Consider the following 26093-nt stretch of genomic DNA (forward strand, 5'->3'; position numbering starts at 1 on the left):
CATTCGTCAGAGCTTTATTTATGGATGGGGTTATGTCAGTTATAACGAAATGAACCGATTGATGAAGTCTCATGAAGCCTACAAGGCTTTGCCTGCAAAAGTTAGTCAGCAAATCTTGATGGTGTTAGACAAGAATTGGAAATCGTTTTTTAAAGCAGTTAAAGCTTACAAGGCTGATTCTTCAAAATTCACGGGTCGCCCAAAATTGCCAAAGTACAAAGACAAAACCAAAGAGCGAAACCTTCTCGTCTACACGATTCAAGCGATTAGTAGTAAACAGTTGAAGAAAGGAATTATTAAACTTTCGGGTACTGAACTTTTAATCAAAACCAAACTCAATCCCAACCAGATTTGTCAAGTTAGACTGGTTCCGAAATGTGATTCCTATGTAATTGAGGTGATTTATGATGAAGCGGAGTCTACCCTTGGCAATGCCAACTCTGTAGCTAGTATTGATTTAGGACTGGATAATTTAGTGGCGTTAACTTCAAATCAGCCGGGATTTATCCCTTTGTTGATTAACGGGCGACCATTAAAATCGATTAACCAGTTCTACAACAAACGCAAATCCCGATTACAATCCCAGTTAAAAGGGAATCGCAAAACGTCACCCCGGATGAGCGCGCTTAACTCGTTGTCGCCATCAAAAAGTTGATAATTACTTGCATCATGCTAGTCGCGTGATTGTTGACCATTTGGTAGTGAACCAAATTGGAACGCTGGTAATCGGCAAAAATGCACAGTGGAAAACCGATATCAATCTAGGTAAACAAACCAACCAAAATTTTGTCAGTATTCCTCACTCTCGATTAATTGAGATGTTAGAATACAAAGCTCGCTTGGTGGGAATTAAAGTAATTGTGCAGGAAGAATCCTACACATCGCGGGCCAACTTCGTGGGTCTAGACCCAATCCCTGTCTACGGGAAAACAGAAAAAGAGCCGATGTTTACTGGTAAGCGGATCAAGCGAGGTTTGTACAAAACATCGACTGGTCAGTTAATTAATTCTGATATCAACGCTTCGTACAACATCCTCAGAAAAGCAATCCCAAATGCCTTCAGCTTTCTTGATAGGGAGCTGCGTAGTTGGGCCAATGCGGGTCAATCCGCTCAAAGTAAAAGTGAAGGGGGAGGGACTTGAAGCCTCCCATGCCTATAAATGACTATACTTTTACCACCTATTAATCAAGTGAACTTACCCTCAAAAACTAGGTGGGACCCAAAAAACGATCGCGGACGCGGGTACTGGACAGGAAAAATTATTATTCCCATGCCAGCCGAAACGATTTCAGGACTTTTCGTATTTACTCATAAATTAATTAGGGTTATCTAACCCGCCCTAATCTTCTACCTCTATAGCAATCCTACATCATTTGTGAATTTATTACTCCCGATCGAGCGGGTTCGGGGAGGGTTGGGGTGGGGTAAAAAAAATACGACTCATTTAAGATTACTCTATATTAGAAAAACCTCGTAAAAAACTTACTTTATAATGTGATAAATTCTGGGGAAAATCTCCCTATCTGTTAGCGAAATAATCAGCCAAGTGCGGAGGCCAATAAAATTTACAGGCATAGAAAATAACTGTAAAAAAATATTATTGGTCAGACTTTTCGGTTGAGATCGAAAGGTCGGTGAAAATAGCTGGCAGCCGAATGGTAAAGGTAGAACCTTTGTCCACCTCGCTGAATGCGGTAATGTCTCCGCCCATCATTTCGCAGAATTTCTTAGTAATCGTCAGCCCCAAACCAGTGCCGCCGTACTTCTTAGTAGTTGAGGAATCGGCTTGGGTGAAAGGCTCAAAGATTTTGGCTAACTGTTCGGGACTCATGCCAATGCCGGTATCTTTGACCGTAAAAATGATCCAATCTTGAGCGGAAGATAAGAGAGACAAGCTATTTTCAGCTTTGCCACCTCCTCTATACGCTCCAAGTTTTTTGCCTTTCTTTGCAGAGTCGGCGGGGGTTTCGACGGATCGGGTAACGGCGAAGGTAATCGCGCCGGAGCAAGTAAATTTCGCGGCATTGCTGAGGATGTTGAGCAGAGACTGCCGGAGTTTAGTCAAGTCGGTCTGCATCGATCCAATATCATCGGGGCATTGTATTTCTACAATATTGCTATTTTTGTCTGCCATCGGCGCGATCGTGGCAACTACTTCCTCAACCAGAGTTGAAATGGTGAAGGTTTCGAGGTGGAAGTCTATGCGGCCTGCTTCAATTTTGGTCAAGTCGAGAATATCTTTAATCAGGTCTAGTAGGTGCTTGCCGGCCGTGTTAATTCTCTGGAGGTCGTCTATGAACTCTTCGGCACCAAGGTCTCGGGCGTCTTCTTGCAGGATCTCGCTGTAGCCGATGATGGCGTTGAGGGGGGTTCTGAGTTCGTGACTCATGTTGGCGAGAAAAATGCTTTTGGATCTATTTGCAGCTTCGGCGGCTAATGCGGCCCGGCGGAATTCTTCGGAACGCAAGCGTTCGGTGATGTCGGTAGTCATGATTAAAACGCACTGAGTGCTGCCGAGGTGGATGAGTTCCACTGACAGCAGCCAGTCGCGCACTTCGCCGGCTTTGGTGCGAATTTTGATTTCTTGGTTGCTGATCGAATTTTGTGATTGCAAAATCTGGGCGAGTCGCCCCCCGTCTTCTGAATTGACAAACATTCCTAAGTCGCTGGGAGTGCGGCCGAGAAATTCGTGCCGCAGCCAACCTAATGAGCGCAAAAAGCTTTCGTTGGCATCGAGGAAGCATCCATCTGTGAGGGTGCAGATGCTGATCCCGACTGGGGAGGCGTGAAAGGCCTTGGAAAATCTTTCTTCTGAAGAACGCAGGGCGGCTTCGGCTTGCTTTCTGTCTGTGATGTCTTGGACGGTGCTGGTGATGTAGAGGGAGGTGACGGCGGCTTGTTCGTAGACTGTGCGGTTGCTACCGTCGGGGAGTATGAGCCTGTAGTCGATGCTGTAAGGCTGTTGCTGAAATAAAGCGGCTTCGATCGAGGTTTTGACTAATTCTCTGTCTTCAGGGTGCACGTATTCCAAGAAGGCTTCCAGGCTGGGTTCAAAAGTTCCTGGTTGCTGTCCCAGGATGCGGTAAATTTCCTCTGACCACCGCAATTGCTGGGCGTTGCGGTCTAAGTCCCAGTTGCCTAGCTGGGCGATGCGTTGGGCGTTAGCGAGGCTGGCTTCGCTGGCGCGCAGGGAGGCTTCTGCTTGGTGGCGTTCGGCGACGGTGGCAGCTAAGACTAAGCCGGTGACGGCGATGACGGCGATGAAGGCTTGCAGGGATAACAGCGCTTGCGGGATACTGCTGGCGTGTTTCAGGAAGGGGCCGCTGCCTCGGGCTATACCCCAGATGGCGAAGCCACAGAGGATGAAGTTGGAGAGGGCGGTGTAGCGCTGACCGAATCGAAAGGCAGCCCAAACTACTAGGGGAAATGGTAAGTATTCGAGGGGATAGCGGGCGTAGGCGGCGCGGGTGCGGGAGCAAAAGACGAGCCAGCCGACTGCTAGTAGCAGCAGCAGCCAAATCGCTCGTTCAGCTATCTGTTGGCGATGGGTGGGGACTTTGGGCAATTGTTGCCACGTCAGTAGTAGCGGGGCGACGAGCAAAATTCCCATAGCGTCTCCCACCCACCAAGTCCCCCAAATCGTGCCAAAATCGCTCCAGCTAGATAAACCGGTCAGGCAGACGACGATGCTGCCGATGGTGGAGTTGATTAGGGTAGAGCTCAAGGCTGCTAGTCCGACTATTCCTAAAACGTCTTTGAGCCGATCGAGCCTAGCGCTAAAGTTAATGCCCTGGAGTAGATAAGTTCCCGTCCACGCTTGCAGGGTTCTGGCGCCTGCCGAGATCAATGCCGTGCCGATGTTGGCCGACGGTACGCTCATGCTGAACAGGAAGCCTCCGATCGCGATTCCCGGCCACAGTTGCCGCCCAAACAGCAGCAGGGCGACTTGGGCAATTCCTGCTGCTGGCCACATCGGGTAAATTTCTGAACTGAGGGTGAGGGTGGAAATGGCGAATTCCGACGCCCAATAGTAGACCAGGGCGATCGCGCCTACTGCGAGGAAGTACCGCCAGGGATGTCCTTTGATTGCGTTAAGGAACTTTGTCTGCATTGTCGTTTGGGGAAAAGGTGGACGGTGGTTGGGGTCTCAGGATGTGGCACGGGACAGGCACAGGGTAGAGAAAATGTTTCTATTAGGTGATGGTAGGTCATGAGTGGTAGGTACTGGGAGAAGCTTGTGAGCTAAATTTTTGTGGTGCCGTTGAGGGATCGGTTTTTTTGTTCGATCAAATCTGCCCATGAATTTCGGGAGTATCGCTTTTTTGTAAATATATCTCTAATGGCTAAGCAATTGGTTTGTAAATTTTTGGTTTTTGTTAAAAATTTATTACCGAGCGACAGCGGCTGTCTTTTTGTGTCGGGCGATCGTAACTCAATTCACCCTAACATTTTGCACTGTACTCAATAATACCTAAAATACCTAAAATACCTAAAATACCAATAACAGCGACGTAAAATCTCTGCTTTTAGGTAAGTCTGGGGCAAGAAACACGGTTTCTGATTAGAAGTGCAGGTGGTAGTGATTTTCACTAGATTTTTAACCCATTAATCGAGGCTTCAAGTCTTTCGCTCGAATACAGTGAAAGCGGATAATTTACAGCAATAAAAAATATTTTTTATTGTCTATTTCTTTTTGGCTGTTGCAATATCTAAGGTTAGTGTCAAACGCTCTTGAGATTCTTTAAGGGCGTCTTGGGGGTTGCGGCCCAGAAGGGTTGCCTCTATGGCGCGACCGAGGTTTTCTGACAGGCGGGAGTAACCTGATATAATGGGTCGCGCTCTGGCTGAGTTCATTTGTTCTAAAAATACTCGCAAAATAGGGTTTTTTTCCACAAAGCTTTGATAAGCTTGGCTCTGTCTCGATTTTAAGTTAATGGGCAAGTAACCTGTTCCCAATGCCCATGCTGTTTGGAATTCTTCACCTATAACGTATTCTAAGAATACTAGGGCTGCTCGCTCTCGTTCTGGCGAGGTTTTCATTAAAAATAGGTTTTCACCCCCTACGACGGCTGCGGGGCGTTTGAGGATGGGTAAAGGCATTGCTGCGTAGTCGATCGCACTTTGCTGCAACTGTGCTAGCGTCCACGGCCCGGTGATTTGCATAGCGACTTTCCCGGCGATGAAATTGTCGAGTTCGTAACCGCGTTCGGGTGCTGACAATATTGCTGAACCTTCTTTTAACAAGTCGCTCCACAATTCTAAGGCGGCGTGAGAACCGGGATTATCTATTTGGGGTACAGGACTTTGAGGTATTTCGCCTTTGAGTTCGCCGCCTGCGCTGAACATGAATGGCAGCCAGGTAAATACTGTCCATTCTCCTTTGCCTAGGGGGAGCACTATGCCGTGTTGGTCTGTGCGGCCGTCTCCGTTGGTATCTCGCGTGAGCGATCGGGCTACTTGCTTTAATTGGGCCCAATTGTGCGGCACTTCTTTGATTCCTGCTGCTGCAAATAAGCTGGGACGGTAAAATATGGCGACGTTATTTGTGCCTAGGGGAACTGACCAAGTGTGTCCGCCAAGTTCCATTGACTCGAAGAGGGCCGGGTCGATTTCGGCTTTCCGGGGCGATTTGTCGAGCCAGTTTTCTAAGGGTTCAATTGCGTCGAGTTCTGCTAGTTTTCCTGCAATTGAGGGGCCATTCCACAGCACATCCGGCGGTGCATTTCCAACTATTGCTGTGAGTATTTTTGGTAGTTGTTGGTCGGGCTGACCGATGTAAACTGGTTTGATCTGGATGTTGGGATGCGTTTTGTTGAATTGGTCTGTGAGGGTTTGAAATACGTCGCGATTTGGCGGAGGATTGATGCCGTGCCACAGTGTGAGTTCGATGGGTTCGCCGCTTTTTGAGGCTGGGGTTGTGCTGTTTTGACAGCCGCTTAATATTAGCAAACTTAAAGCTAGGAAAATGCAGGCTGCACGTTTGGTTTGCAGTCGATAGCGGTTTTCAAGTGAGTAGGTACACGGCAGTCCCAATGCGTGACCAATTAAGACCCAAACCCATAATAAATCTCGCTTGTCGTCGAGTATATATCCCCCTAAATCCCCCTTGAAAATGGGGACTTTGAGAATATTTCTTGTCCCTCCCTTAGTAGGGGCGGTGCCCCCGTGCCCGCCCTTGGTCAGGGGGGATCTAGACTTCGATACAAACAATAGATACGGTCGGTTTAACGTTAATTTGTCACCTTTTGGCAGTGCCTTGTTCCTACTGTATTTCAGAGAATTTAAAAATGCTGCGGTCGCATTGTGTAGCTGTCGGTAAATTGCTGTGGCGAATTGAGATAAAATCATTTTCAATAAAAGTGGATAATTACAGAGTAAAACGAGCTAAATCTCGAAAATCTGCTGGTAGCTGATTTCTCTCTCCATCCGAGGTGTTGTGAAACAAAACGGTGAAAGCTCCTGCTCCTAGTCTATCTTGCGGCCACATCCGATCGCAAGGAATTTCTGTCACGTGCGATCGATATTTTTCTAAATGAGGAACAATGACTGGCCCAAATTCGGGGAATTTGCTTAACAGCCATTCGCTGACTTGTTCATTTTCTGCCGTGGAATAAGTGCAGGTCATGTATGCAAGATAACCTTGGGGCGCTACAATTTTAGCAGAATTGGCTAAAATTCTTTTTTGGCGGTTGGCATTGCTGTTGATGGTGACATGATGAAAGCAGCCTGGTGCTTTGTCTCCTTTTGCTAAGAGTGATTGACCAGTACAAGGAGCATCCACTATTACTAAATTAGCCGTTTGTGGCATCTTTTCGGCAAGTATTTTTGAATCGGCGTTGGCGGCGGCGGATGGTTGAATTTGGCAGCGTCTTAAATTAGATATCAGCATTCCCATGCGTTTGCCTATGACTTCGTTGCACAAGAGCAATTCTGGCTTTAATGTTTTCCAGGCAAAGACACTTTTGCGTCCGGGCGGCGCACATATCTAAGATTAGTTTGATTGGCTGCGGTATTGTTAACAATGTGGAGGAGGCGAAGATTGAGGAAAAGTCGAGACAGTAAGCTGTTGTGCATTTAAATAGAATGTCAAAAAACAATCTAATTCTTGTGGGGTGGGCCTAAGAGCCAGCCCTGAATATGCAATTTAAATGCGTGACAGCTTAGTAATGTCCGGCTTGATGTAAGGAATGTTTTCCCGGTTGGGATTCTAAGGCTAGTCTAGCTACAAATTCCGGCTGCCAAGAAACGGGAATTTCGAGATTAAATGGGTTTCCTGTTGGTTTTGGTTGCAGCCACAAGATAGCAGGATTAAAAGTGTGGGGATTGGTGACGGCATGAATAAACTTTTCTTGTTCGGCGGTGTCGGCAAATAAGCTGCGGCTGAGTTTCAGCAGGAGATTCGACGGGCTTTCCATGCTCTGACAGATATGATAAGATTGAGATGAACACTAAAAACTGTAAATCCCATGATAATTCCTAGTGTAGAACAGTTAGATTTAACTTTGGAAGAATGGATGCAAAATCCTCCTGACGGGACGGAGTGGGCGGACGGTAAAGTTATAGTCAAACATCCTGTAGAATTTGTAAATGGAGAAGTAGTGGGGAAACCAGGAATGACTGCAAAAACTCGCCGCATTCAATCAAAGCTAGATTATTACTGGAGAAGTTACATGATCTCAAGCGGCCAAGGGGGCGAGGTTTATGTGGAAGTTACTTGTCAAACTATGAAAAAAGGGCGGATACCCGATGTATCTTATATTACTCCTGAACTGTTGGCGCAAGTTGGGGAGTTTTCTGTTTTGCCCCAGAGTTTTCCGCTGCTAGCTGAGATTGTTTCGCCTAGCGATTTTGCTGATGATGTTTTTGCTAATAAGGCACAGGAGTATTTAGAATCGGGATGTTTGGAAGTTTGGCTGCTGTTTCCTAAGAGTAGTTGGGTGTTAGTAATTACTCAAAGTCAGGTGGTTTTGTTCAAGCCGGGTGAGGTGGCGACAACTCAGGTTGTTTTGGCAGGATTTAGGGTGGCGGTGGATGAATTAATGGCGTAGTTTTGTTGTTATTATTATTGTACTGTACGAAATAAGTAAAAATTTATGAAAATTGTATTTTTTGGCACTCCCGATTTTGCTGTTCCTACTTTATCCAGTTTGCTGAGTCACCCAGAATTTGAGGTTGTGGGTGTGGTGACTCAGCCGGACAAACGTCGGGGAAGAGGGAATCAATTGATGCCTTCACCTGTAAAAGATGTGGCTTTAAATCACAGTCTCCCGGTTTGGCAGCCGCGCCGAATTAAGAAGGATGCGGAAACGCTTGCTAAGTTGCAGGAAGCGGAGGCGGATGTGTTTGTGGTGGTGGCTTACGGCCAAATTCTGTCTCAAGAAATTCTGGATATTCCTAGTTTGGCTTGCGTTAACGTTCACGGTTCAATTTTGCCGAAGTATCGCGGTGCCGCGCCGATTCAGCGCTGTCTTTTTGACGGGGAAAAGACAACAGGAATTACTACTATGCTGATGGATGCGGGGATGGATACTGGGGCGATGCTGTTGAAGGCTTTTGCTGGTATTTCGCTGTTGGATAATGCTGATTCTTTGGCGGATAGGTTGGCGGAAGTTGGGGCGGATTTGTTGGTGGAAACTTTGGTAAAATTGAGAGACGATAAGGTTAAAGCTGTTGTTCAAGATGATGCTGAGGCGACTTATGCGCCGATGATTAAGAGTGCGGATTATGTCCTGAATTGGTCGAAAAGTGCGATCGCCCTTCACAATCAAGTTAGGGGCTTTTTCCCGGATTGCACGACGACTTTTCGCGGCAATTCTCTGAAGGTGATAGCTACTGTACCCGTCGGGCCGGAATATTGGCTGCAAATGCCAGCGGATTTGAGAGTTTTGGAACGCGAATGGCCTGTTTTAGCCCAGTTGTCGGGCGCAAATGGGGAAGTTGTCAAGGTTGTGAAGGGGTTGGGGGCGATCGTCCAAACCGCTGATGGTTTGTTATTGTTGCGGGAGGTGCAGTTGGCGGGGAAAAAGGTGCAGTCTGGGGCGGATTTTGCCAATGGAACTCGGTTGGCGGTGGGTGAGATTTTTGGGAGTTAAATAGTATATTTAGGGCGGGCAAGATGCCCCCACTACAATATTTGACAGCCAAATCATTTTGTAATTAGATGCGCGATTCTTGACTAAAATTCAACCAAAACTTCCTCCGCACCGCCCAACAAACCCTGCGCCGCTTCCAACATACTCTCCGCAACATCTTTCAAATCTTCGCGACTTGCCAGATAAGTTTTCAAAGCTTCTAAGGGTTCTATACTATTATTAGCATTCAATTCTGGCAACCGGGGTCTCGCTAACTGACTGACTAATTCCGGTTGAATTGTGTAGCTATGCGCTTCGCCCAGAAGTGCGTGCAATTCTCCGTTGTCGATTAAATCTAATTGTTCCGATCGCAATTGGTAAATTAATCTCACAACCGCATCTTGGATTTCCTTCTTGCCAATAGCTTTAACTAACTCGGCTTGCGGGTTTTCCGATTCTGCCACATTCACTTTAATAGTCTGAAACACCCGCACTGGCAAAGTGCAAAATTCCCACTCTGCTTTCCCCCGTTCCAAATTAACTAACACAAAACCTTTATCTTCTTTCTCTTCGCTAAAATCAACTCGTTCGATACTTCCGGGGTAAATTACGGGCGGATTGTTGGAAGCATTGAGATTTTGGTGTTTGTGAACGTGGCCGAGAGCAACGTAATCAAAACAAGGGCGAGTTAGCATGGAAACGGGTATGTTAAAACCTTTGCCAACTGCTAAAAAACGTTCGGCGCCCAGACTGGCTTTATCTGCCATTAAGTGCGCTAAAAGTACGGTTGGTATGTCGGGGTTGAGGCGGCGAATTTCGCCTTCCATTGCGATCGTCAGTTTTTCGGTTAATAATTGGTTAACATCGCCCATAGACAGGCTTTCAGTCTCGGAACGTGTCATTAAGGTCGATCGAGTCAACCAAGGCAATGTTACCACCTGTACGGGCCCGCTGCGGGTTTGAATGAGGTGAGTGTCCAGGCGATCGCCTACAATAAACTTAGGTATTCCCAAAGTCCGATAAATTCCCAAACTCGCGCCGCCTTGTCCCTGAGAATGTTGGTCGTGATTTCCTACTAGCAAAACTGTCGGAATTTGCGCGTCAACCAAGCGGCTGAATTGGCGAGCAAAAGCCTCTTTAACAAACGGTGGAGGCGTCGAATCCGGGAAAGCATCGCCGCCGAATATGACTAAATCTACGGGTTCAGAAATTGCTCTATCCATACATTTACTCAGCGTCGCCGCGAAGTCTTCCAGCCGCGTATTTAAACCTGTTTCGGGATTAATCCGGCCGTGGGAAAAGCCGCTGCCCATGTGAATGTCTGAAAGGTGTAAGATTTTAATCATTTAAGCACGGTGGTGTTGTAGTAGACGTAACAGAAGAGTACACATCAAAAACCTGCTCAAAGTGTGGACAGGTCCATACTAAATTAGGCGGGTCTAAAGTCTTTAAATGTCCAGAGTGCGGACACACTCTGGACAGAGACAAAAACGGTGCTTTCAATATTTTGTTGAAAGCTTTGAGAGATACCTCCTTGATAGGAGAGCTTGCTGCTTTCTCTATCTTGCCATACACGGTTATTCCTGGCGAGCGTCCGGGATTTACCGGGTTAAATGTATCTGTCTAGTTGAATGGAAACTGGTTCTGGTGCTAATGCTTCCGGCCCAGGTGGCGTTGCAGTTGGCAATGCAGTTTCCTGTGTTGGTTGTGTGGGTGGTGTTTCCCCTATTAGTGATGCTGTGGGTGTTGTTGCGAGCGATACAACGAATGGTGGTGCTTGCACACCTGTTTTTATCTGTGTTAGCTTATTACTTAGAAGGGAATATGTGTCAACGATTACCGTCCGTGGTCGTTGTTCGAGAATGAGGAGCAGTTGAATGCTTCTGATTCGGGGCCGATGGTTGTTCTGGTTAAGCCATCCACTCCAGCAAAACGGAAAGCTTCAACAAAATTTACTTTTGAGGGTTTTCCAGTTCCAAGTTTTGGGGCGTTAATAACAAATTTATCGACAATCGCTAAAAATCGAGTCTAGCCTAAATTGCGTCTGGTTTCAGTTAGTTTCGACCAACTGACGATGCCGGCTCCTTTGCAACGCAGAGAGCTTTGGATTTACTGAAGGTTTCCCTAATATTGTAGTTATCTATTGGGCGAGGGCGTTAGCCCTATTGCCCGACTGATGGGGTTTTTGCTTGGATGCGATCGACCAATTGAGGAAAGTTCCGCACTAAAAGTTGAGACTATTTCAACTTGGTGACTGCTTTCGGGAAAGCAACGCTTACGCATCACACCAGGAAGCATACGCGAGCTCGCTTTCTATTTAGCTACCCTTAAACAACGAAACTCTACCTTACATCTTGCACCAGTCGAATAATCTCACATTCCATCTGCCCTGCTTGACAACAGGGGTGAAAACCCAAAGTTAATTTCTGGCTTCTCTGACTGAGGTGAAACTTCCTAATTGGTGCATTGTCTTACTTAGAGGCATCCAGCACAGCCATGATTTTTCCATTCAAAGCACGTTTGAAGAGCCAGAAGAATTCACCAAAAATGGTGCTGCCGTTAATTAACCAACATTGGTTGGTGCGGATCGTCCTGCGCTCTATTTTCTACTTCCGCCAAGATTTATGGCTGATAGTCACACTCTTGCTTTTAATCGGGGCATCGGTGCTTTTCAACCTTCTCAACGCCTGGCCGATCGCGATTCTAGTCGATACGGTTTTGTCACCAACTCCGAAATCCAACTGGATTCATACACTGTTTCTTGCCCCGTTCGGTGAAAGGACGCTGAACCGAATTTTCGGAATGGCGTTCGTCGCGATGATTATTAGAATCCTGAGCGATACCGTCTTCATGCTCCGTAGGATGTTGAACTACCGCATCCAGTACAACGGAACCTTGCGCGTTCGTACCGAACTCTACGACAAAATGCAGGCGCACAGTCTCGGTTGGCACGGCGAGCGATCGCAGGGTGACGCAATCTATCGGTTGAGCTACGACAGTCTCGGCCCCTGGGGGGTAATCGATACGCTCATCGGCTCCACGGCCGCATCGGTGACGCTGACGGCGATGATCTGGATCATGTTGTCGCGCCACGTCCTTCTCACCGTGTTTGCGCTTTCGTTCACTCCGCTTCTAATACTGGCGAATTGGTACTTCGAGGGAAGGATTAGGAGTCGAGCCCTGGAGTCGAAGCAGACCGATGCGGTGATGACCTCAACCATGCAGCAAGCTATAGAATTGATCGGGCTAATCCAGTCATTCGGTCGAGAAGCAACGGAGTCGCGACGCTTCGGGCAGGCGGTCGAACGCAGCGTCAAGGCCTCCATGCGGCTCAATTGGCAAGAAAATCTCTATCCGCTAGCGGTTCAGGTAGTCTTCGCCCTGGGAAGCGGGGTAATCTTAGGCTACGGCGGATACCTAGTTTATCGCGACCAGTTCTTGCGTCCGGTACAGGGCGGCGTGACCATTGGCGATCTGCTCGTATTCATGGCGTACCTGGGGCAGTTCTGGGACCCGATAGGTTGGGTGTTGGGGTTCACGACCAAGATCCAGACGTTTGTAGCTTCATGCGATCGCGTCTTTACGGTTCTTGACGAGCCTCCCGCCATACAAGACGCGCCTGAGGCGCGATCGCTTACCGTCTATCCCCGCACACTAGCATTTGCCGACGTGAGCTTTGAGTACAACGCTGGGCAACCCGTTTTACGGAATATCAGCGCTAGTATCGAGCCCGGTCAGATGGTGGCGTTTTTGGGCGCTAGCGGGACGGGAAAGAGTACGCTGCTCAATCTTTTGCCTCGCTTCTATGACCCGACATCGGGCAGCGTCCTTCTCGACGGCTTTGACCTCCGCACCCTTAAACTTACCGATGTCCGCAAACACATGGCGCTCGTCTCGCAAGGCAGCCCACTCTTTCCCGGAACGATCGCAGAAAATATTGCTTACGGTCGCCCGGATGCTCTGCTCTCGGATATTCGAGAGGCGGCGGTTGAATCTGGGGCAGCCGAGTTCATCGAAACCTTGCCGGATCAGTATGATACCTCGATCGCTGAGGGCGGTCAAAACCTATCGGGGGGACAGCGACAGCGCCTAGCTATCGCGCGGGCACTCGTCACTAAGGCTCCCATACTCATCCTCGACGAACCCACGAATGCGCTGGACTTGAAGCACGAGCAGTGGGTATTAGAGACTTTGCAACGTCTACGTCGCAACAGAACCATCATCTTGGTCACGCACCGACTCGAAACTGCCGTAGACTGCGATCGGATTTTTGTGATGCAGGAGGGCGAGATTAAGGAGTCTGGCACCCACGGCGAACTCCTTACCCAGCAGGGGTTCTATTACCGAATGTTGGGCTACAACCCAGTCAGGTCAATAGGGCTTACTGATAAACCCTGCATCGAGTAGGAGTACGACATGGCGAACTTATTTCTTATCCTTTTGCTTCAATTGGTTGCCTGTCTGCCTAGTAAATTATCTTTTGGGTTAGTAGTGATGACTTCAGCCCTCCTTTAGCTTCGGCAGAAAAACTAAAGTCTTTACTAAGAACTAGGTTTAAGGTTTTTGTCCAAGTACAGACGAGAGGAGATTACTACTAAAAATATTGTTTCATACATCACAATACCATGCCGGGTACTTTTTGATAAACTTGTGCGATCTGGCAGCGAAAATCTATACTCATTAACTCTAACTCATCTCCTTGTCGGTAAATCTGAGAAACCCAATTTCCCTCAGCATTAAGCCGAAAACACTCAATTTTAATCTCAGATTGAGTGATGAGTACGTATTCTTGCAAACTCGGAGAAGTTTGGTAATCGGCAAATTTATCGCCTCTGTCGAAAGCTGCTGTTGAGGGCGACAATACCTCAACTACTAAAGATGGATATAAAATGAAATCTTCCGTAGTTGAGGTATCCCTTTCGTCGCAAGTCACCGCTACATCAGGATAGTAATAGCAATTTGCCTCTTCCAGTCGGACTTTTATATCTGATGAAAGAACTAAGCAGGAACTCTCGCGGAGATGATTGTTAAGCAAACTTGCTAAATTTACTGAAATAACAATATGAGGTTTTTTTGCCCCTGTCATTGCATAAACCTGTCCGCGTCTGTATTCGTGTTTGATCGGGCTTACTCGCTCGCCTTCTAGGTAATCTTCTGGGGAGATGTAGAAATTATTTTTGCTGATAACCATTGATTTTTACTCCGCTGATTTTATCTGATCCTATGTGTTGGAACTCACATATTTTGGGAAGGAAACGGCAGTGCCGTTTCCCTACAAATTTAACAAAACTCCAGAAATCGTGCGTGCCATAATTTGCCACTTTCCGTCAAACCCTGCGATCGCACTTTAATTTTGACATTTTTGGGGTTAGCCTCGTAGAGTCGGGCAATTTCCTGCATTTCCTCCCCGCTAAACCCGGTTCCCACTGTTCCTACTGGCACTAATTTGCCATCAATTTCTTGCGCTACTTTGACGGCGCTAAACGGCCTCCCCGCTACTTTTGTCGCCGTCAAACCCACAATAAACAAATCGTGTTCTTGACAGTATTTAGTTCTCACCATCGGATATTTTTTCACATCTTTTCCGCCGACATAGTGACAGTTGTGCAACACCCAAACTTCGCCTTCTTTATTTTCAGATTCCTGCTGATTTGCCAGGACGAGTTTTTCGGGGGTGGTGCGAAATGTCGGTACAACTTCAAAGGCTGGGGATAAATTCGCCAGCATTTCGCCAACTTCAACACCCGCTGCAATCCGTTCGGATTCTGCCACGGTAGTTAAATCATTGCCTTTGAAAAACAAACTTTTAAAAATAGCATAAATTGTGTTGGGCTGAGTAGTCGGAAAACCGCTTTCAATATTAACTGTAGCAGCTTGCGCCCCGGTGCGGTGTTCGCTGCCGGTACAGCTTTTGTAATACAGTTCGCCGTCTAAAACAAAGGTGCCAATTTTAGCCGCTGTGTCGATTAATGTGCGATCGATCTCAATCGATGCCTGTTGCCGCAGGTTAGTCGATCGCGATTGGTAGTATACTTTATCTGGCGTGGCAATGACCACTACTCGATTGCCGTCGCGCTTGGGCTGTCCCCAATAATCGGGATTTTCGATGTAATAAGAACGCTCACTCGGCGCGTCAACCGGCTGCATTGTCACAATCCTTCCCGGCTGCAAATGCGGCGGCAATTCGGGAACTACGGGGTTATTAACAGTCTCTATGTTGGCAGCGGTAGCTGATTTGGCAGCAGCAAGATTGGTGCTAGATTTGTTTGGAGGATTCAGGGCGATCGGCTTTTCTCCGGTTTCCAATTCAAACGCTCTTTTCCAAAAGCCGATCGCCATTTCCGGGTATCCTTCCGACTCCGCGCACAGTGCAAAACCAATAACTTTTGCCGTACCGATGCCGCGCCCGTAATCAGCCAAATACTGCACGGCCCCCGCTTCTCCCATCAAGTGCAATCCTCGCGTGACGATGCGATTGTTCCAGCGTTCTCGAATGTCGGCGCTAATTTTTTTAGCTGCTTTTCGCTTGGCTTCTGCGTATTCGGTGCAGTCCATACTGCCTCCTTTATGTAGGGCTATTTATATACTATACTAAAGATTGATTTATTAGTCAAGTATAATTTGACAATTAGGTGGTGTGAATAAATTTAACTCTTTCATTTGTGAACTAGATTTATTTTTTAACCGCAGAGGCGCAGAGGGCACAGAGGAAGAGAAGAAAGAGAGGGATGGGGTGTAGTGTTTTGATTGTCAAACGCGGTAATCTGTTCGCTGCCAATGCTAAGATAACTTCGATCGCGCATTGCGACCAATAAAGCCCTGAGTTGTGTCTTACTCGCGTTGAGTTCGCCAACTGCCGATCGGACATTTCAGAATTTAAGATCGAGTTTAATCTTACTGTTATGATGCGATTGATTTTGTACACCAAACCCGGATGCCACTTGTGCGAAGGGTTGCAAGAAAAACTGGAACAGATTGAAAGCCTGAACTTTCAACTCGAAGTCAGAGATATTACCGAACGCGATGACTGGTTTCAAGCTTATCAGTACGAAGTTCCTGTTTTGTTTAAAGTGCAGCCCCAGCCAACAAATTCTGCTAGCGAGGCTGGATTCTCCCCTGAAGAACTGTTACCCCGTCCTTCTCCCCGCTGTAGTGTCGCCCAATTGGAGCAAATGTTACAGAAATATTTGCAAATCGATCCGTCACAATAATACGATTTACTCAGATGTTGCACCCTTGTCAAGAACGGGCAAGATGCCCGTTCCACAAACAATGAGTTTTCTTGTGGAACAGGCATCTTGCCTGTTCCTAAACAAGTAATTGAATGGTGCAAAATGTGAGATTTACCCAAAAACTCAGGTTTTAATCCTGACATCGGGGTACTCGGTGTGCAGCTTACTCTAGGCAGATAGATTTTACATCGCGCACCAAAAAAAATTAGGCTTTGCACCGCCCACAGCAAAAACCTGTAGAGAGTGGCTCAAAAATCGGTTCCGCCAGTCATATTCAAGACATCCAAGTGAGGAGTTTTTCAGATGAAATTGAGAGAATTATTAGCAGCAGTTCCCAGCATTTCCTTTGATGCCAAACATCCCGCCCTCGATGCCGAAGTCAAGGGTTTATCCACTAATTCCCACGCTTGTCAGGCGGGCGATTTGTTTTTGGGAATGCCGGGAACTCGGGTTGATGGGGGAGATTTTTGGCAAAGTGCGATCGAATCTGGTGCACTTGCCGCCATAATTTCCACCCAAGCAGCCGAGAAGACACCCCCCCAACCCCCCCTTGCTAAGGGGGGGCTAGAAGAGGTTCCCTGCGTCATCGCAGCAGCCGATATGGCCCAAGTTTGCGGTCAAATAGCAACTGCTTTTTACGGCAATCCAGCTAGCAAATTAAAACTTGTCGGCGTTACCGGGACTAACGGCAAAACTACAACAACTCATTTAATCGAATTTTTGCTTAATGAAATGCAGTTGCCGACGGCGATTTTCGGCACGCTTTACACTCGCTGGCCGGGCTTTCAACAAACTGCACTTTACACCACACCTTTTGCGGTTGACCTGCAAAAGCAATTAGCAGAAGCTGTAGCAGCCGGATGCAAACACGGGGTGATGGAAGTCAGTTCCCACGCTTTAGCACAGCAGCGAGTTTTAGGGTGTAATTTTGAAGTTGCTGTCTTTACAAATTTGACTCAAGACCATCTCGATTATCACCGCGATATGGAGGATTATTTTGAGGCTAAATCGCTTTTATTTGGTTCCGATTACCTCAAAAATCGCGCTATCATTAATATTGACGATCCCTACGGACAGCGGATAGTTGAAAGTTTAAAGTCCGATCGACTTTGGAGTTATAGCACTGTTCTGAAAACGGCAGATTTGTATGCTTTTGATTTGGAGTATCAGCCCAATGGAGTTAAGGGAATGCTGCACACTCCGAAGGGCGAAACGGCTTTTGTTTTGCCTTTAGTCGGTCAGTTCAATTTATCAAATATGTTGGCTGCTGTTGGTGCTGCTTTAGAATTGGGTTTAGATTTGTCCGCAATTGTGGAGAAATTATCTCAGTTTTCGGGAGTTCCGGGACGGATGGAACGGGTGCAAATTAGTCCCGACCAAGATATTAGCGTTATTGTGGATTACGCGCACACTCCAGACAGTTTGGAGAACTTGTTGAAGGCGTCGCGGCCGTTTATTCCCGGTCAGATGATTTGCGTGTTTGGCTGCGGTGGCGATCGCGATCGCACTAAGCGGCCGATCATGGGTAAAATTGTGGCAGAATTAGCCGATTTAACTGTTGTTACTTCCGACAATCCGCGCACTGAAAATCCCGATCGCATTTTGGAGGATGTTTTAGCAGGAATTCCCGCCGCAGTAAAGCCGATCGTTTTGTGCGATCGCGCCGCTGCAATTCGCACTGCTATTATGGACGCTAAACCCGGAGATGGCGTGCTGATTGCAGGAAAGGGACACGAAGATTATCAAATTTTGGGCACCGAAAAAGTCCATTTTGACGATCGAGAACAAGCGCGAGATGCCTTGAAAGCCAGAATGAATTCGGTTAACTGACTTCGGTTAACTGTTAACGGTTAACCGAATCCGGTTAACCGTTAACGGTTAGCTGTTCGCGCGCTGCGAAATTTGTTATATTTTTAAGTATTAATACCAAGGAAGAATCTGATTTGCACTAGATTGTAAGAGTAAATCAAATATTTATCTAAAAAATAATTATTGCTATGATAGAATTAACTGGCTATCAAATTCTCGCTCGAATTTACTCAGGCACTCGCACCCTAGTTTATCGCGGAATTCGCCTCTCGGACCAAAAACCGGTCGCCATCAAAGTCTTGCGGAACGAGTATCCCAGCTTCAGCGAACTCTTGCATTTTCGCAATCAATACACGATCGCCAAAAACCTAAATTTGCCCGGAATCATCCAAACCTACAGCTTGGAACCCTACCGGAACGGCTATGCGCTGATTGTGGAAGACTTCGGGGGAATTTCTCTGAAGGAATGGACGGGGAAAGGAAAAGCCGTGCCATCTCTTGTTGATTTTTTCCAAATTGCGATCGACCTAAGCAATACATTAGATATACTTTACCGCCACCGCATCATTCACAAAGACATTAAACCAGCCAACATTCTGATTAATCCTGAGACTAAACAAGTCAAACTCATTGACTTTAGTATTGCATCTTTGCTGCCGCGAGAAACTCAAATGCTGATGAGTCCCAACGTGATCGAAGGAACACTCAGCTACTTATCTCCCGAACAAACAGGAAGAATGAATCGCGGCCTTGACTACCGCACAGATTTTTATTCATTAGGTATAACTTTTTACGAATTGCTGACAGGAAAATTGCCATTTCAATCCAGCGATCCGATGGAATTGATCCACTGCCATATTGCCCAGCACCCACCATCTGTACGTGAAATTAATCCCGAAATACCCATTGTCCTCTCGGAAATTGTCAGCAAATTGATTGCCAAGAATGCCGAATGTCGCTATCAGAGTGCATTAGGGCTGAAAGCAGATTTAAAAAATTGTTTGCAACAACTCAATGATACAGGTAAAATTGAGAGTTTTGCGATTGGGCGACGAGATTTTTGCGATCGCTTTATCATACCCGAAAAACTCTACGGCAGAGCAACCGAAGTCGCTGCATTATTAGCAGCATTCGCTCGAGTAGCAAACCCCTCTAAATCTCGTTCCCCACAAGAGCCTGGGAACGAGAGAAACCAGGGAAAAGAAGACTCACGCCTTACTAAGGGCGGCTGGGCGGACTCGAACTTATCCCGCAGCGAAATGATGCTAGTTGCCGGATTTTCCGGCATTGGGAAAACCGCTGTAGTCAATGAAATTCACAAACCCATAGTTCGACAACGCGGTTATTTTATCAAAGGCAAATACGACCAATTTCAACGCAACATTCCATTTAGTGCTTTTGTGCAAGCCTTCCGAGATTTAATGGATCAATTACTCTCAGAAAGCGACGCTCAGCTAGAACGATGGCAAAGGAAAATTATCAAGGCTATTGGCGAAAACGGTCAAGTTATTGTAGAAGTAATTCCTGAATTGGAGCGAATTATTGGCAAACAACAGCCTGTCTCGGAACTTTCGGGAAGTGCCGCCGAAAACCGTTTCAATTTACTATTTCAAAAATTTATCTCGGTTTTTGCTACAAAAGAACATCCCTTAGTGATTTTTTTGGATGATTTGCAATGGTCAGATTCAGCATCTCTGAAGCTTTTGCAAGTGTTGATGAGTGAAAAAGATAGTCAGAATTTGCTGGTAATTGGGGCATATCGAGATAACGAAGTATCTCCGGCTCATCCATTTATGTTGGCAGTAGCAGAGATGGAAAAATCCCAAGTAACGGTAAATACTATTACCTTGGAACCTCTGAGTCAAACGGATATTAACGATTTGATAGCAGATACGCTCTCGTGCGAGATCCCTCTTGCTCAGCCATTAACCGAGTTAGTTTATCAAAAAACCAAAGGCAATCCATTTTTTGCCACGCAATTTCTCAGGGCGCTACAGGAAGATGGGCTGATTGCGTTTGATCCCACCCCCCTTTCATGCCCCCTTACGGAGGGGGGAGAGAGGGGGGTAACATCCCCCGTTATCAGGGGAGGACACAGGGGGGTAACAGGGGGGTGGCAGTGCGATATCGCCAAAGTCAAAGCCCTAACTATCACCGATGATGTAGTGGAGTTTATGGCGGTGCAATTGCAGAAATTGCCGCCAAAAACTCAGGATGTGCTGAAGTTGGCTGCGTGCATTGGAGCGCAGTTTGATTTGAATACATTGGCGGTAGTCAGCGAGAAGTCGCCGGAAGAAACTGCTGCCGATTTATGGAAATCCTTGCAAGAAGGATTCATCTTACCAACCAGTGAAATTTACAAGTTTTATATAGGGAAAGAAGAGGGGAAAAGCACCCCCAACGTGCCAAATACCGCCGCTCAATTACCTCACTACAAATTTCTCCACGATCGGGTTCAGCAAGCTGCTTATTCATTAATTCCCGCTCACCAAAAGCAAGCAACCCATCTCAAAATTGGACAGTTACTTCTTCCGAATTTCTCCGAGGTTGAAAGAGGAGAAGAGGTGTTCGATATTATTAATCACTTTATCATTGGCTCGGAGCTAATAACGCAGCAAGAAGAACGAACCAAGCTTGCTAAGATTAGCCTCTTTGCAGGGCAGAGAGCTAAACTCTCAACTGCTTATGAATCGGCGACTAAATATCTCGCTTTCGGTTTAACTTTTCTACCAGCTAATAAATGGGAGTCGGCTTATAAATTAACATTTACGATGTATTTAGAAAGCCTTGAGGCTGAATTTTTAGCAGGTCATTTTGAGGAAGCTGAAAACTTGATACGAATCGCATTTAGTTATGCCAGCTCAAGTCTTGAGCGAGCCAAAATTATTGCGATTCAGCTAACTCATTATCAAAATAATGCCCTGTATCAAAAGGCGATTCAGGTAGGAATTGAAGGGCTGACACTGTTAGGCTTAGAACTGGCGATTATGCCAAACGAAGCAGAGTTAGAAGAGATGGCTCTGGAAGTTAAAAAAACCTTAAATCAGCGCCAAGTTGCAGGACTAATCGACGCACCACTCATTGTCGATGAAGAACGCCAGATGCAGATCAAACTGCTAATGAACATGGTACCGCCCACTTACCTAACTAATCAGGAGTTGTTAGTGTTGGTTGTTTTACACATGACCAATCTCTGTTTGCAATACGGGAATACAAATGTGGCGGGTTTTGTTTATGTTTGGTATGGCACAATTCTCTGCCAACGCTTTCAAGACTATGAATTGGGCTATGAGTTTGGACTTTTAGGGTTGAAGGTGAATGAAAAATTTAATAACACCACCCTGAATGGCAAAATTTATATGTCCTTCGGCAACTTTATCAACCATTGGCGCAAGCACGTCAGTTCTAATCTTGTTCTGCAACAAGCTGCTTATCAGGGGGCAATGGAGGTAGGGGATTTTTCTTGGTGTCATCACAGTGCTCTGTTCAGTTTCTGGCAGCAGGCGATCGTCTCAAGCGATATTCACAGTTTGCTGGCTCGACATGAAAAGTACATCAGCTTTGCGGAACGGACTGAGATTACGACAGCCTTTGCCCTAATTCTTCAGTGCAAGCTCCTAGAGAACTTGCAAGGGCTAACGATAGGGAAGTATAGCCTTAGCTCTGAAACATTTGATGAAGAGTCGGCGCTAGCAACATTCAATGAAATTGGCTATGGCTATGGCAGTAGCACTTACTATTTCGCTAAAGCATTTTTGTTTTTTACCTATGGTGAGTATGCTAAAGCTTATGAAATGTTAGTAGCGGCGGCCGACTTTTCTAATGCACTCTATGGACAATTTCAACCGGTTCTGCATTGTTTTTATCAGTCTTTGACTGTATTGCAACTTTATGGGGAAGCACCGGAAAAACAACCAAAAGATTATCAAGAAATTCTTCAGAATAATCGGCAACAACTTCAAATTTTGGCACACAACTGTCCTGAAAACTGTCTGTCCAAATTTCTGCTTTTAGAGGCGGAGATGGCTCGTGTTGCTGAAGAAAAATGGCCGGCTGCTGAGTTGTACGATCGCGCCATTCAACTCGCTAAAGAAAACGAATTCCTCAACGAAGAAGCCTTAGCAAACGAACTCGCAGCTAAATTATACCTCAATTGGGGCAAAGAAAAAGTTGCCGCAGGCTATATGCAGGAAGCCTACTATTGTTACGCCCGCTGGGGAGCAAAAGCCAAAACCGATGACCTAGAAAAACGTTATCCCGATCTGCTGCGTCCCATCTTACAACAGTGCGTCCAACCCTTCACTATTTTAGAAACCCTATCCACCCTCACCAATCCCACCTACTCAATTCCTTCGATCACCCATCACACTACCTCAAGCACCTCCATTAACCAGGCTCTAGATTTTTCGACTCTGCTGCAAATCTCCCAAATGATTTCCAGCACGATCGACCTGGATGAGTTGCTGCAAATTGTGACCCAAACCATGCTACAAAACTCTGGAGCCGATCGCTGTGTACTGATGCTGTGCCAAGATCAACAATGGCAAGTGCGGGCGATAGCTACCTGGGAAAACATTAGCCTGCAAAGGGAACCCCTAGAGAACAATCCCACCGTTCCCGTTAAATTAATCCAGTATGTCAAAAACACCCTAGCAGCAGTTGCCATCGATCACCTCAAAACTGATCTGCCTGTGATTGACGATTATTTAGAGCACCACCAACCAGAGAGTTTGCTGGGTTTACCAATTCTAAATCAGGGGAACTTGGTCGGCATTTTGTATCTAGAAAATCGGATCACAAGTGGGGTGTTTAGTCGCGATCGCCTCCTAGTGCTGAATTTTCTCTCTAGTCAAGCGGCGATCGCTCTGGAGAATGCCCGCCTCTATCACCAAGTGCAGCAGACTTTGAATGAACTTCAGCAAGCTCAGATGCAAATGATCCAAAGTGAAAAGATGTCAGCATTAGGTAATCTAGTGGCAGGGGTTGCCCATGAAATCAACAACCCCGTTGGTTTCATTGCCGGGAACATTAATGAAGCTCATGCTGGAGTTCAAGACTTAATTGATTATTTGCGCCTCTATCAAGAAAAGTTTCCTCCATCCGAAGCAGAATTGATTGAGAAAGCAGAGGAAATAGATTTAGATTATCTAGTAGAAGATTTACCCAAAATGTTGAGTTCCATGAAAATAGGGTGCGAGCGCATCAAAAACATCAGCACCTCCCTCCGCACTTTCTCTCGCGCGGATACGGCACATAAAGTTGAGGCCAATATCCACGAAGGCCTCAACAGCACTTTGATGATTTTACGCCATCGCCTGAAAGCGAACGACAAGCATCCAGAAATTGAAATCATTAAAGAGTACGGCAATATTCCCAAAGTAAAATGTTATTTGGGACAATTAAACCAGGTATTTATGAATTTGTTAGCAAATGCGATCGATGCCTTAGAAGAATCGAATCAAGGACGGACTTTTGCCGAAATTCAAGCCCATCCCAATCACATCACTATTCAGACAAAAGTAGAAAGTGAAAAGGTAAAAATTTCCATCGCCGATAACGGAAAAGGAATGTCAGAAGAGGTGAAAAATCATATCTTCGACCATCTATTTACCACTAAAGACGTGGGCAAAGGAACTGGGTTAGGACTGGCGATCGCGCGTCAAATTGTAGAAGAAAAACACGGCGGCAAACTGAGTTGTTTTTCAACACCGGGAGAAGGAACCGAGTTTGTCATTGAGATTTTAATTGATTGAAGGTTAGTTGTCCGTTGTCCGTTGTCCGTTGTCCGTTGTTGATCGATATTATTAATCTCTCTCTTCTCTGACTCTGCGTTCTCTGCGTCCTCTGCGGTTAAATCATTCCGATGAAACCGGAATTGATAGGACAACCGACAACTGACAACCAACAACTGATATCAAATCCGTTAGCATCGGAATAGTAAATTCCCCTTCACTGTTCACTGTTGACTGTTAACTGTCAACCGTCAACCGTCAACATCATTCCGGTGTAACCGGAAATGATATGACAACTGACTATTGCAGCGGCAAAAATACCGTCATCACCTCACCCTTTTGGGGCCGCTGGCGAATTACCAACTTCCCGCCAGCAGCCCGAAATAAATTCTTAGTCACGCTCAAATTTAAACTCAAACTTCCCGTCTCCGGCTGCACCATCAACAAAGGCCCGATCGATCGCAAAGGAGCATTCGCCGCTTCTGCAAAAGTCGATGCGACATTACCTTCAGGTAAGTGTTCCGATTCCAACTGCAACTTTAACTGATCGCCCGCCAATGTCACCTCTACCTGAATGCGACTCCCCGAAGGCAAAGTTCGAGTAAAATTCTCAATCAAATTAGTTAAAACCTGATCCAGCATCGTCGGATCGCTGACTACCGCAGGCAACTTTTTCGGCACAATAACTTCCAAAGTGTGGTTTCGCACACTCGCCTGTTTTTGCCAGCGGGGAATACTATTTTGTAGCACTTCACCGAGGGACATTGCCGTTAGCTGCACGCCAGAATTTTTAGCTTGCGACATTTCCAATTCCACGGCGCGGAAAATTAAACCGAAGCGATCGATCTGAGCGGTACACTCAGCATCAATCATTTCCAAACGCTTGACCACCACCGGATCGAGTTTGGGACGTTTCAGCAGCAGCCGAGTCAGCGTGCGGATAGTGGCCAAAGGAGTGCGGACTTCGTGGGCGATCGCCTGTAGCAATTCCACCTCTTTAGTAGCCAGAGGCATTGGAGATTTGCAGTTGATATCTGTAGCCGATAACTTGTGATGTCTATGGTTCAAACCATCATCACTTCTTTCATCTTTTATCCTGCCTGCTTCATCTTTCCCAATCGGCAAATTATGTAACAGCAAGCGGCTGAACTGCATCACTGTTTGATAATGGGGTTCCACAGGCAAAAACTGCTGGAACAGCCCGTCTAATTTAGTAGAATTATTAGTTAATTTGCTAACCGGTAAATTGAAGCTACCGTCAGAATTAGCAAGCAAACATTCGCTTTCAGTCACCCTGCGCCGCAAAACCTCCCAAGCTTTCGCCACTACTTGCGGATCGAAAGAAAATAGAAAAGCCGGAATTCCGGCAGAATTTTCACCCAAAACCATCACCAAGCTAAAACTAGCAGTTAAAACCAAACAAAACTGCTCGTTGGCTAAGGGATCGCCACTTGCCAAAGCCAAAGCCGGGGCCGCCGCAGGCACTGATATTTGCACATCAGCCGCCGGCATTAAAGCTAAAGTTTGTCTGGCCCGAAAAGACCACAAAGCTGCATCGTTGTCGGGAATACTGGTAAAAATCCAATTGGCAAAGCCGTTGGCCAAAGCGGGGTGAGTCAAAACCGAAGATGGGCCCGACAACACCAATCCCTGACAGGAATTGGAGATTGTCGATCGACCATTTGCTCGATCGGCATCTGTTTTTTGTCCTGCTTTTTGCCGATCGAGCATTTGATTCAAAGCTGCGATCGCCCCGTACCATTCCTGTTCAGCTTTCAGCCGAGAAGCCCCACGGCTTGCAGGACACCGATGGCGGTTGTTTTCTCCCGCCAACTTAGCATCAAAGAGACGGAGGTCATTTTCTTGGCCTTCGGAGGCTAAAATTTCGCTTATTGTCGGTAAAAAGTAAGTATTCACAGTTATAAACCCACCTTCGGAGGCATGAAGGGTGAAGTATTTATGTATAGGAAAGTTCAGGAGTTAGGAGTCAGTCGATTTTAGATTTTAGATTTTAGATTTTAGATTTACCCCACAGATAAATCTGGGAGATTGAACTTTGGTCTAAAATTTTTATCTTTCCACGACTTAAGTACGTGGCACGGTATCCGTTTTTGGGCTGGGTCAAGCACCAGCACGATCGAAAAATCCCGCATAATTTCTTGCACCTTCCTCCTAACTCACAGGATATCCACATTTGTCAACTAACGATATTGGCAGAACCGTACCAATAAGTCGCAATCTCCGCGCT

The 26093-nt window shown here is 46.4% G+C and carries 15 protein-coding genes and 2 pseudogenes; 8 read left to right on the top strand and 9 right to left on the bottom strand.

The features are described from left to right. A pseudogene (locus QUB12_RS08260) lies at positions 1–1164 on the top strand (RNA-guided endonuclease InsQ/TnpB family protein); the annotation flags it as partial. Positions 1165–1598: 434 nt separating this feature from the next. Here the strand turns inward: QUB12_RS08260 and QUB12_RS08265 are convergent. The 4 genes from QUB12_RS08265 to QUB12_RS08280 all read right to left on the bottom strand — a co-directional run bounded on the left by QUB12_RS08265 (position 1599) and on the right by QUB12_RS08280 (position 7416). Beyond that, positions 1599–4112: an MASE1 domain-containing protein gene (locus QUB12_RS08265; RefSeq protein WP_333143427.1), complete on the bottom strand. Its 2514-nt coding sequence runs from the start codon at positions 4110–4112 to the stop codon at positions 1599–1601. Between the two features lie 572 nt (positions 4113–4684). Then, complete coding sequence (locus tag QUB12_RS08270; RefSeq protein WP_333143426.1) at positions 4685–6349, bottom strand: ABC transporter substrate-binding protein; 1665 nt, start codon at positions 6347–6349, stop codon at positions 4685–4687. 19 nt (positions 6350–6368) lie between these two features. Beyond that, positions 6369–6929, bottom strand: a complete 561-nt coding sequence (locus QUB12_RS08275; protein ID WP_333143425.1) for a hypothetical protein — start codon at positions 6927–6929, stop codon at positions 6369–6371. Positions 6930–7161: 232 nt separating this feature from the next. Further along, positions 7162–7416, bottom strand: a complete 255-nt coding sequence (locus tag QUB12_RS08280) for a hypothetical protein (RefSeq protein WP_333143424.1) — start codon at positions 7414–7416, stop codon at positions 7162–7164. Between the two features lie 51 nt (positions 7417–7467). Between QUB12_RS08280 and QUB12_RS08285 the strand changes: the two genes are divergently transcribed. Further along, complete coding sequence (locus QUB12_RS08285; RefSeq protein ID WP_333143423.1) at positions 7468–8049, top strand: Uma2 family endonuclease; 582 nt, start codon at positions 7468–7470, stop codon at positions 8047–8049. 45 nt (positions 8050–8094) lie between these two features. Further along, positions 8095–9093, top strand: a complete 999-nt coding sequence (gene fmt / locus QUB12_RS08290; protein WP_333143422.1) for a methionyl-tRNA formyltransferase — start codon at positions 8095–8097, stop codon at positions 9091–9093. Between the two features lie 83 nt (positions 9094–9176). Here the strand turns inward: fmt and sbcD are convergent, their stop codons facing one another. Next, the gene (sbcD, locus tag QUB12_RS08295) at positions 9177–10418 is read right to left on the bottom strand and encodes an exonuclease subunit SbcD (protein ID WP_333143421.1); all 1242 of its coding nucleotides are present in this window, start codon (positions 10416–10418) and stop codon (positions 9177–9179) included. A gap of 8 nt (positions 10419–10426) precedes the next feature. Here sbcD and QUB12_RS08300 point away from each other — a divergent pair. Beyond that, positions 10427–10699 (top strand): annotated as a pseudogene (locus QUB12_RS08300) (zinc ribbon domain-containing protein); the annotation flags it as partial. On the opposite strand, the gene QUB12_RS08305 reads toward QUB12_RS08300, so the two are convergent. Beyond that, positions 10682–10855: a hypothetical protein gene (locus tag QUB12_RS08305; protein WP_333105884.1), complete on the bottom strand. Its 174-nt coding sequence runs from the start codon at positions 10853–10855 to the stop codon at positions 10682–10684. The pseudogene QUB12_RS08300 and the gene QUB12_RS08305 overlap by 18 nt on opposite strands. Positions 10856–11568: 713 nt before the next feature. On the opposite strand from QUB12_RS08305, the gene QUB12_RS08310 reads away from it, so the two are divergent. Then, entirely contained in the window at positions 11569–13479 is a 1911-nt protein-coding gene (locus QUB12_RS08310) for an ABC transporter ATP-binding protein (RefSeq protein ID WP_333143420.1), read from the top strand. Positions 13480–13687: 208 nt separating this feature from the next. Here QUB12_RS08310 and QUB12_RS08315 read toward each other — a convergent pair whose 3' ends face one another. Together QUB12_RS08315 and QUB12_RS08320 are read right to left on the bottom strand one after the other, a co-directional pair. Beyond that, a complete protein-coding gene (locus QUB12_RS08315) occupies positions 13688–14263 on the bottom strand; it encodes a Uma2 family endonuclease (protein ID WP_333143419.1) in 576 nt (191 codons plus the stop codon). A gap of 89 nt (positions 14264–14352) precedes the next feature. Then, positions 14353–15627: an ATP-dependent DNA ligase gene (locus tag QUB12_RS08320; protein ID WP_333143418.1), complete on the bottom strand. Its 1275-nt coding sequence runs from the start codon at positions 15625–15627 to the stop codon at positions 14353–14355. Between the two features lie 350 nt (positions 15628–15977). Here QUB12_RS08320 and QUB12_RS08325 point away from each other — a divergent pair, with 350 nt between their 5' ends. The 3 genes from QUB12_RS08325 to QUB12_RS08335 all read left to right on the top strand — a co-directional run bounded on the left by QUB12_RS08325 (position 15978) and on the right by QUB12_RS08335 (position 23866). Next, complete coding sequence (locus QUB12_RS08325; RefSeq protein WP_333143428.1) at positions 15978–16283, top strand: glutaredoxin family protein; 306 nt, start codon at positions 15978–15980, stop codon at positions 16281–16283. A gap of 324 nt (positions 16284–16607) precedes the next feature. Further along, a complete protein-coding gene (locus QUB12_RS08330) occupies positions 16608–18134 on the top strand; it encodes a UDP-N-acetylmuramoyl-L-alanyl-D-glutamate--2,6-diaminopimelate ligase (RefSeq protein ID WP_333306331.1) in 1527 nt (508 codons plus the stop codon). Between the two features lie 167 nt (positions 18135–18301). Then, positions 18302–23866 carry an AAA family ATPase gene (locus QUB12_RS08335; RefSeq protein ID WP_333306333.1) on the top strand — a complete coding sequence of 1855 codons (5565 nt, stop codon included), beginning with the start codon at positions 18302–18304 and terminating at the stop codon, positions 23864–23866. Positions 23867–24145: 279 nt separating this feature from the next. Here the strand turns inward: QUB12_RS08335 and QUB12_RS08340 are convergent, their stop codons facing one another. Then, on the bottom strand, positions 24146–25762 hold the full coding sequence (locus QUB12_RS08340) for a HAMP domain-containing sensor histidine kinase (RefSeq protein ID WP_333306334.1): 1617 nt from the start codon (positions 25760–25762) through the stop codon (positions 24146–24148). Between the last annotated feature and the right edge of the window lie 331 nt (positions 25763–26093).

It is taken from the genome of Microcoleus sp. B7-D4 (assembly GCF_036705125.1).
In the GTDB taxonomy this organism is placed as follows: Bacteria; Cyanobacteriota; Cyanobacteriia; order Cyanobacteriales; family Microcoleaceae; genus Microcoleus.

Excerpts from the sequence above, each read along its gene's own strand:
- QUB12_RS08320 (WP_333143418.1), bottom strand. The coding sequence starts at position 15,627 with ATGGACTGCACCGAATACGCAGAAGCCAAGCGAAAAGCAGCTAAAAAA.
- QUB12_RS08325 (WP_333143428.1), top strand. The coding sequence starts at position 15,978 with ATGCGATTGATTTTGTACACCAAACCCGGATGCCACTTGTGCGAAGGG.
- QUB12_RS08280 (WP_333143424.1), bottom strand. The coding sequence starts at position 7,416 with ATGGAAAGCCCGTCGAATCTCCTGCTGAAACTCAGCCGCAGCTTATTT.
- QUB12_RS08315 (WP_333143419.1), bottom strand. The coding sequence starts at position 14,263 with ATGGTTATCAGCAAAAATAATTTCTACATCTCCCCAGAAGATTACCTA.
- QUB12_RS08330 (WP_333306331.1), top strand. The coding sequence starts at position 16,608 with ATGAAATTGAGAGAATTATTAGCAGCAGTTCCCAGCATTTCCTTTGAT.
- QUB12_RS08265 (WP_333143427.1), bottom strand. The coding sequence starts at position 4,112 with ATGCAGACAAAGTTCCTTAACGCAATCAAAGGACATCCCTGGCGGTAC.
- QUB12_RS08285 (WP_333143423.1), top strand. The coding sequence starts at position 7,468 with ATGATAATTCCTAGTGTAGAACAGTTAGATTTAACTTTGGAAGAATGG.
- QUB12_RS08270 (WP_333143426.1), bottom strand. The coding sequence starts at position 6,349 with ATGATTTTATCTCAATTCGCCACAGCAATTTACCGACAGCTACACAAT.
- QUB12_RS08335 (WP_333306333.1), top strand. The coding sequence starts at position 18,302 with ATGATAGAATTAACTGGCTATCAAATTCTCGCTCGAATTTACTCAGGC.
- sbcD (WP_333143421.1), bottom strand. The coding sequence starts at position 10,418 with ATGATTAAAATCTTACACCTTTCAGACATTCACATGGGCAGCGGCTTT.
- QUB12_RS08310 (WP_333143420.1), top strand. The coding sequence starts at position 11,569 with ATGATTTTTCCATTCAAAGCACGTTTGAAGAGCCAGAAGAATTCACCA.
- fmt (WP_333143422.1), top strand. The coding sequence starts at position 8,095 with ATGAAAATTGTATTTTTTGGCACTCCCGATTTTGCTGTTCCTACTTTA.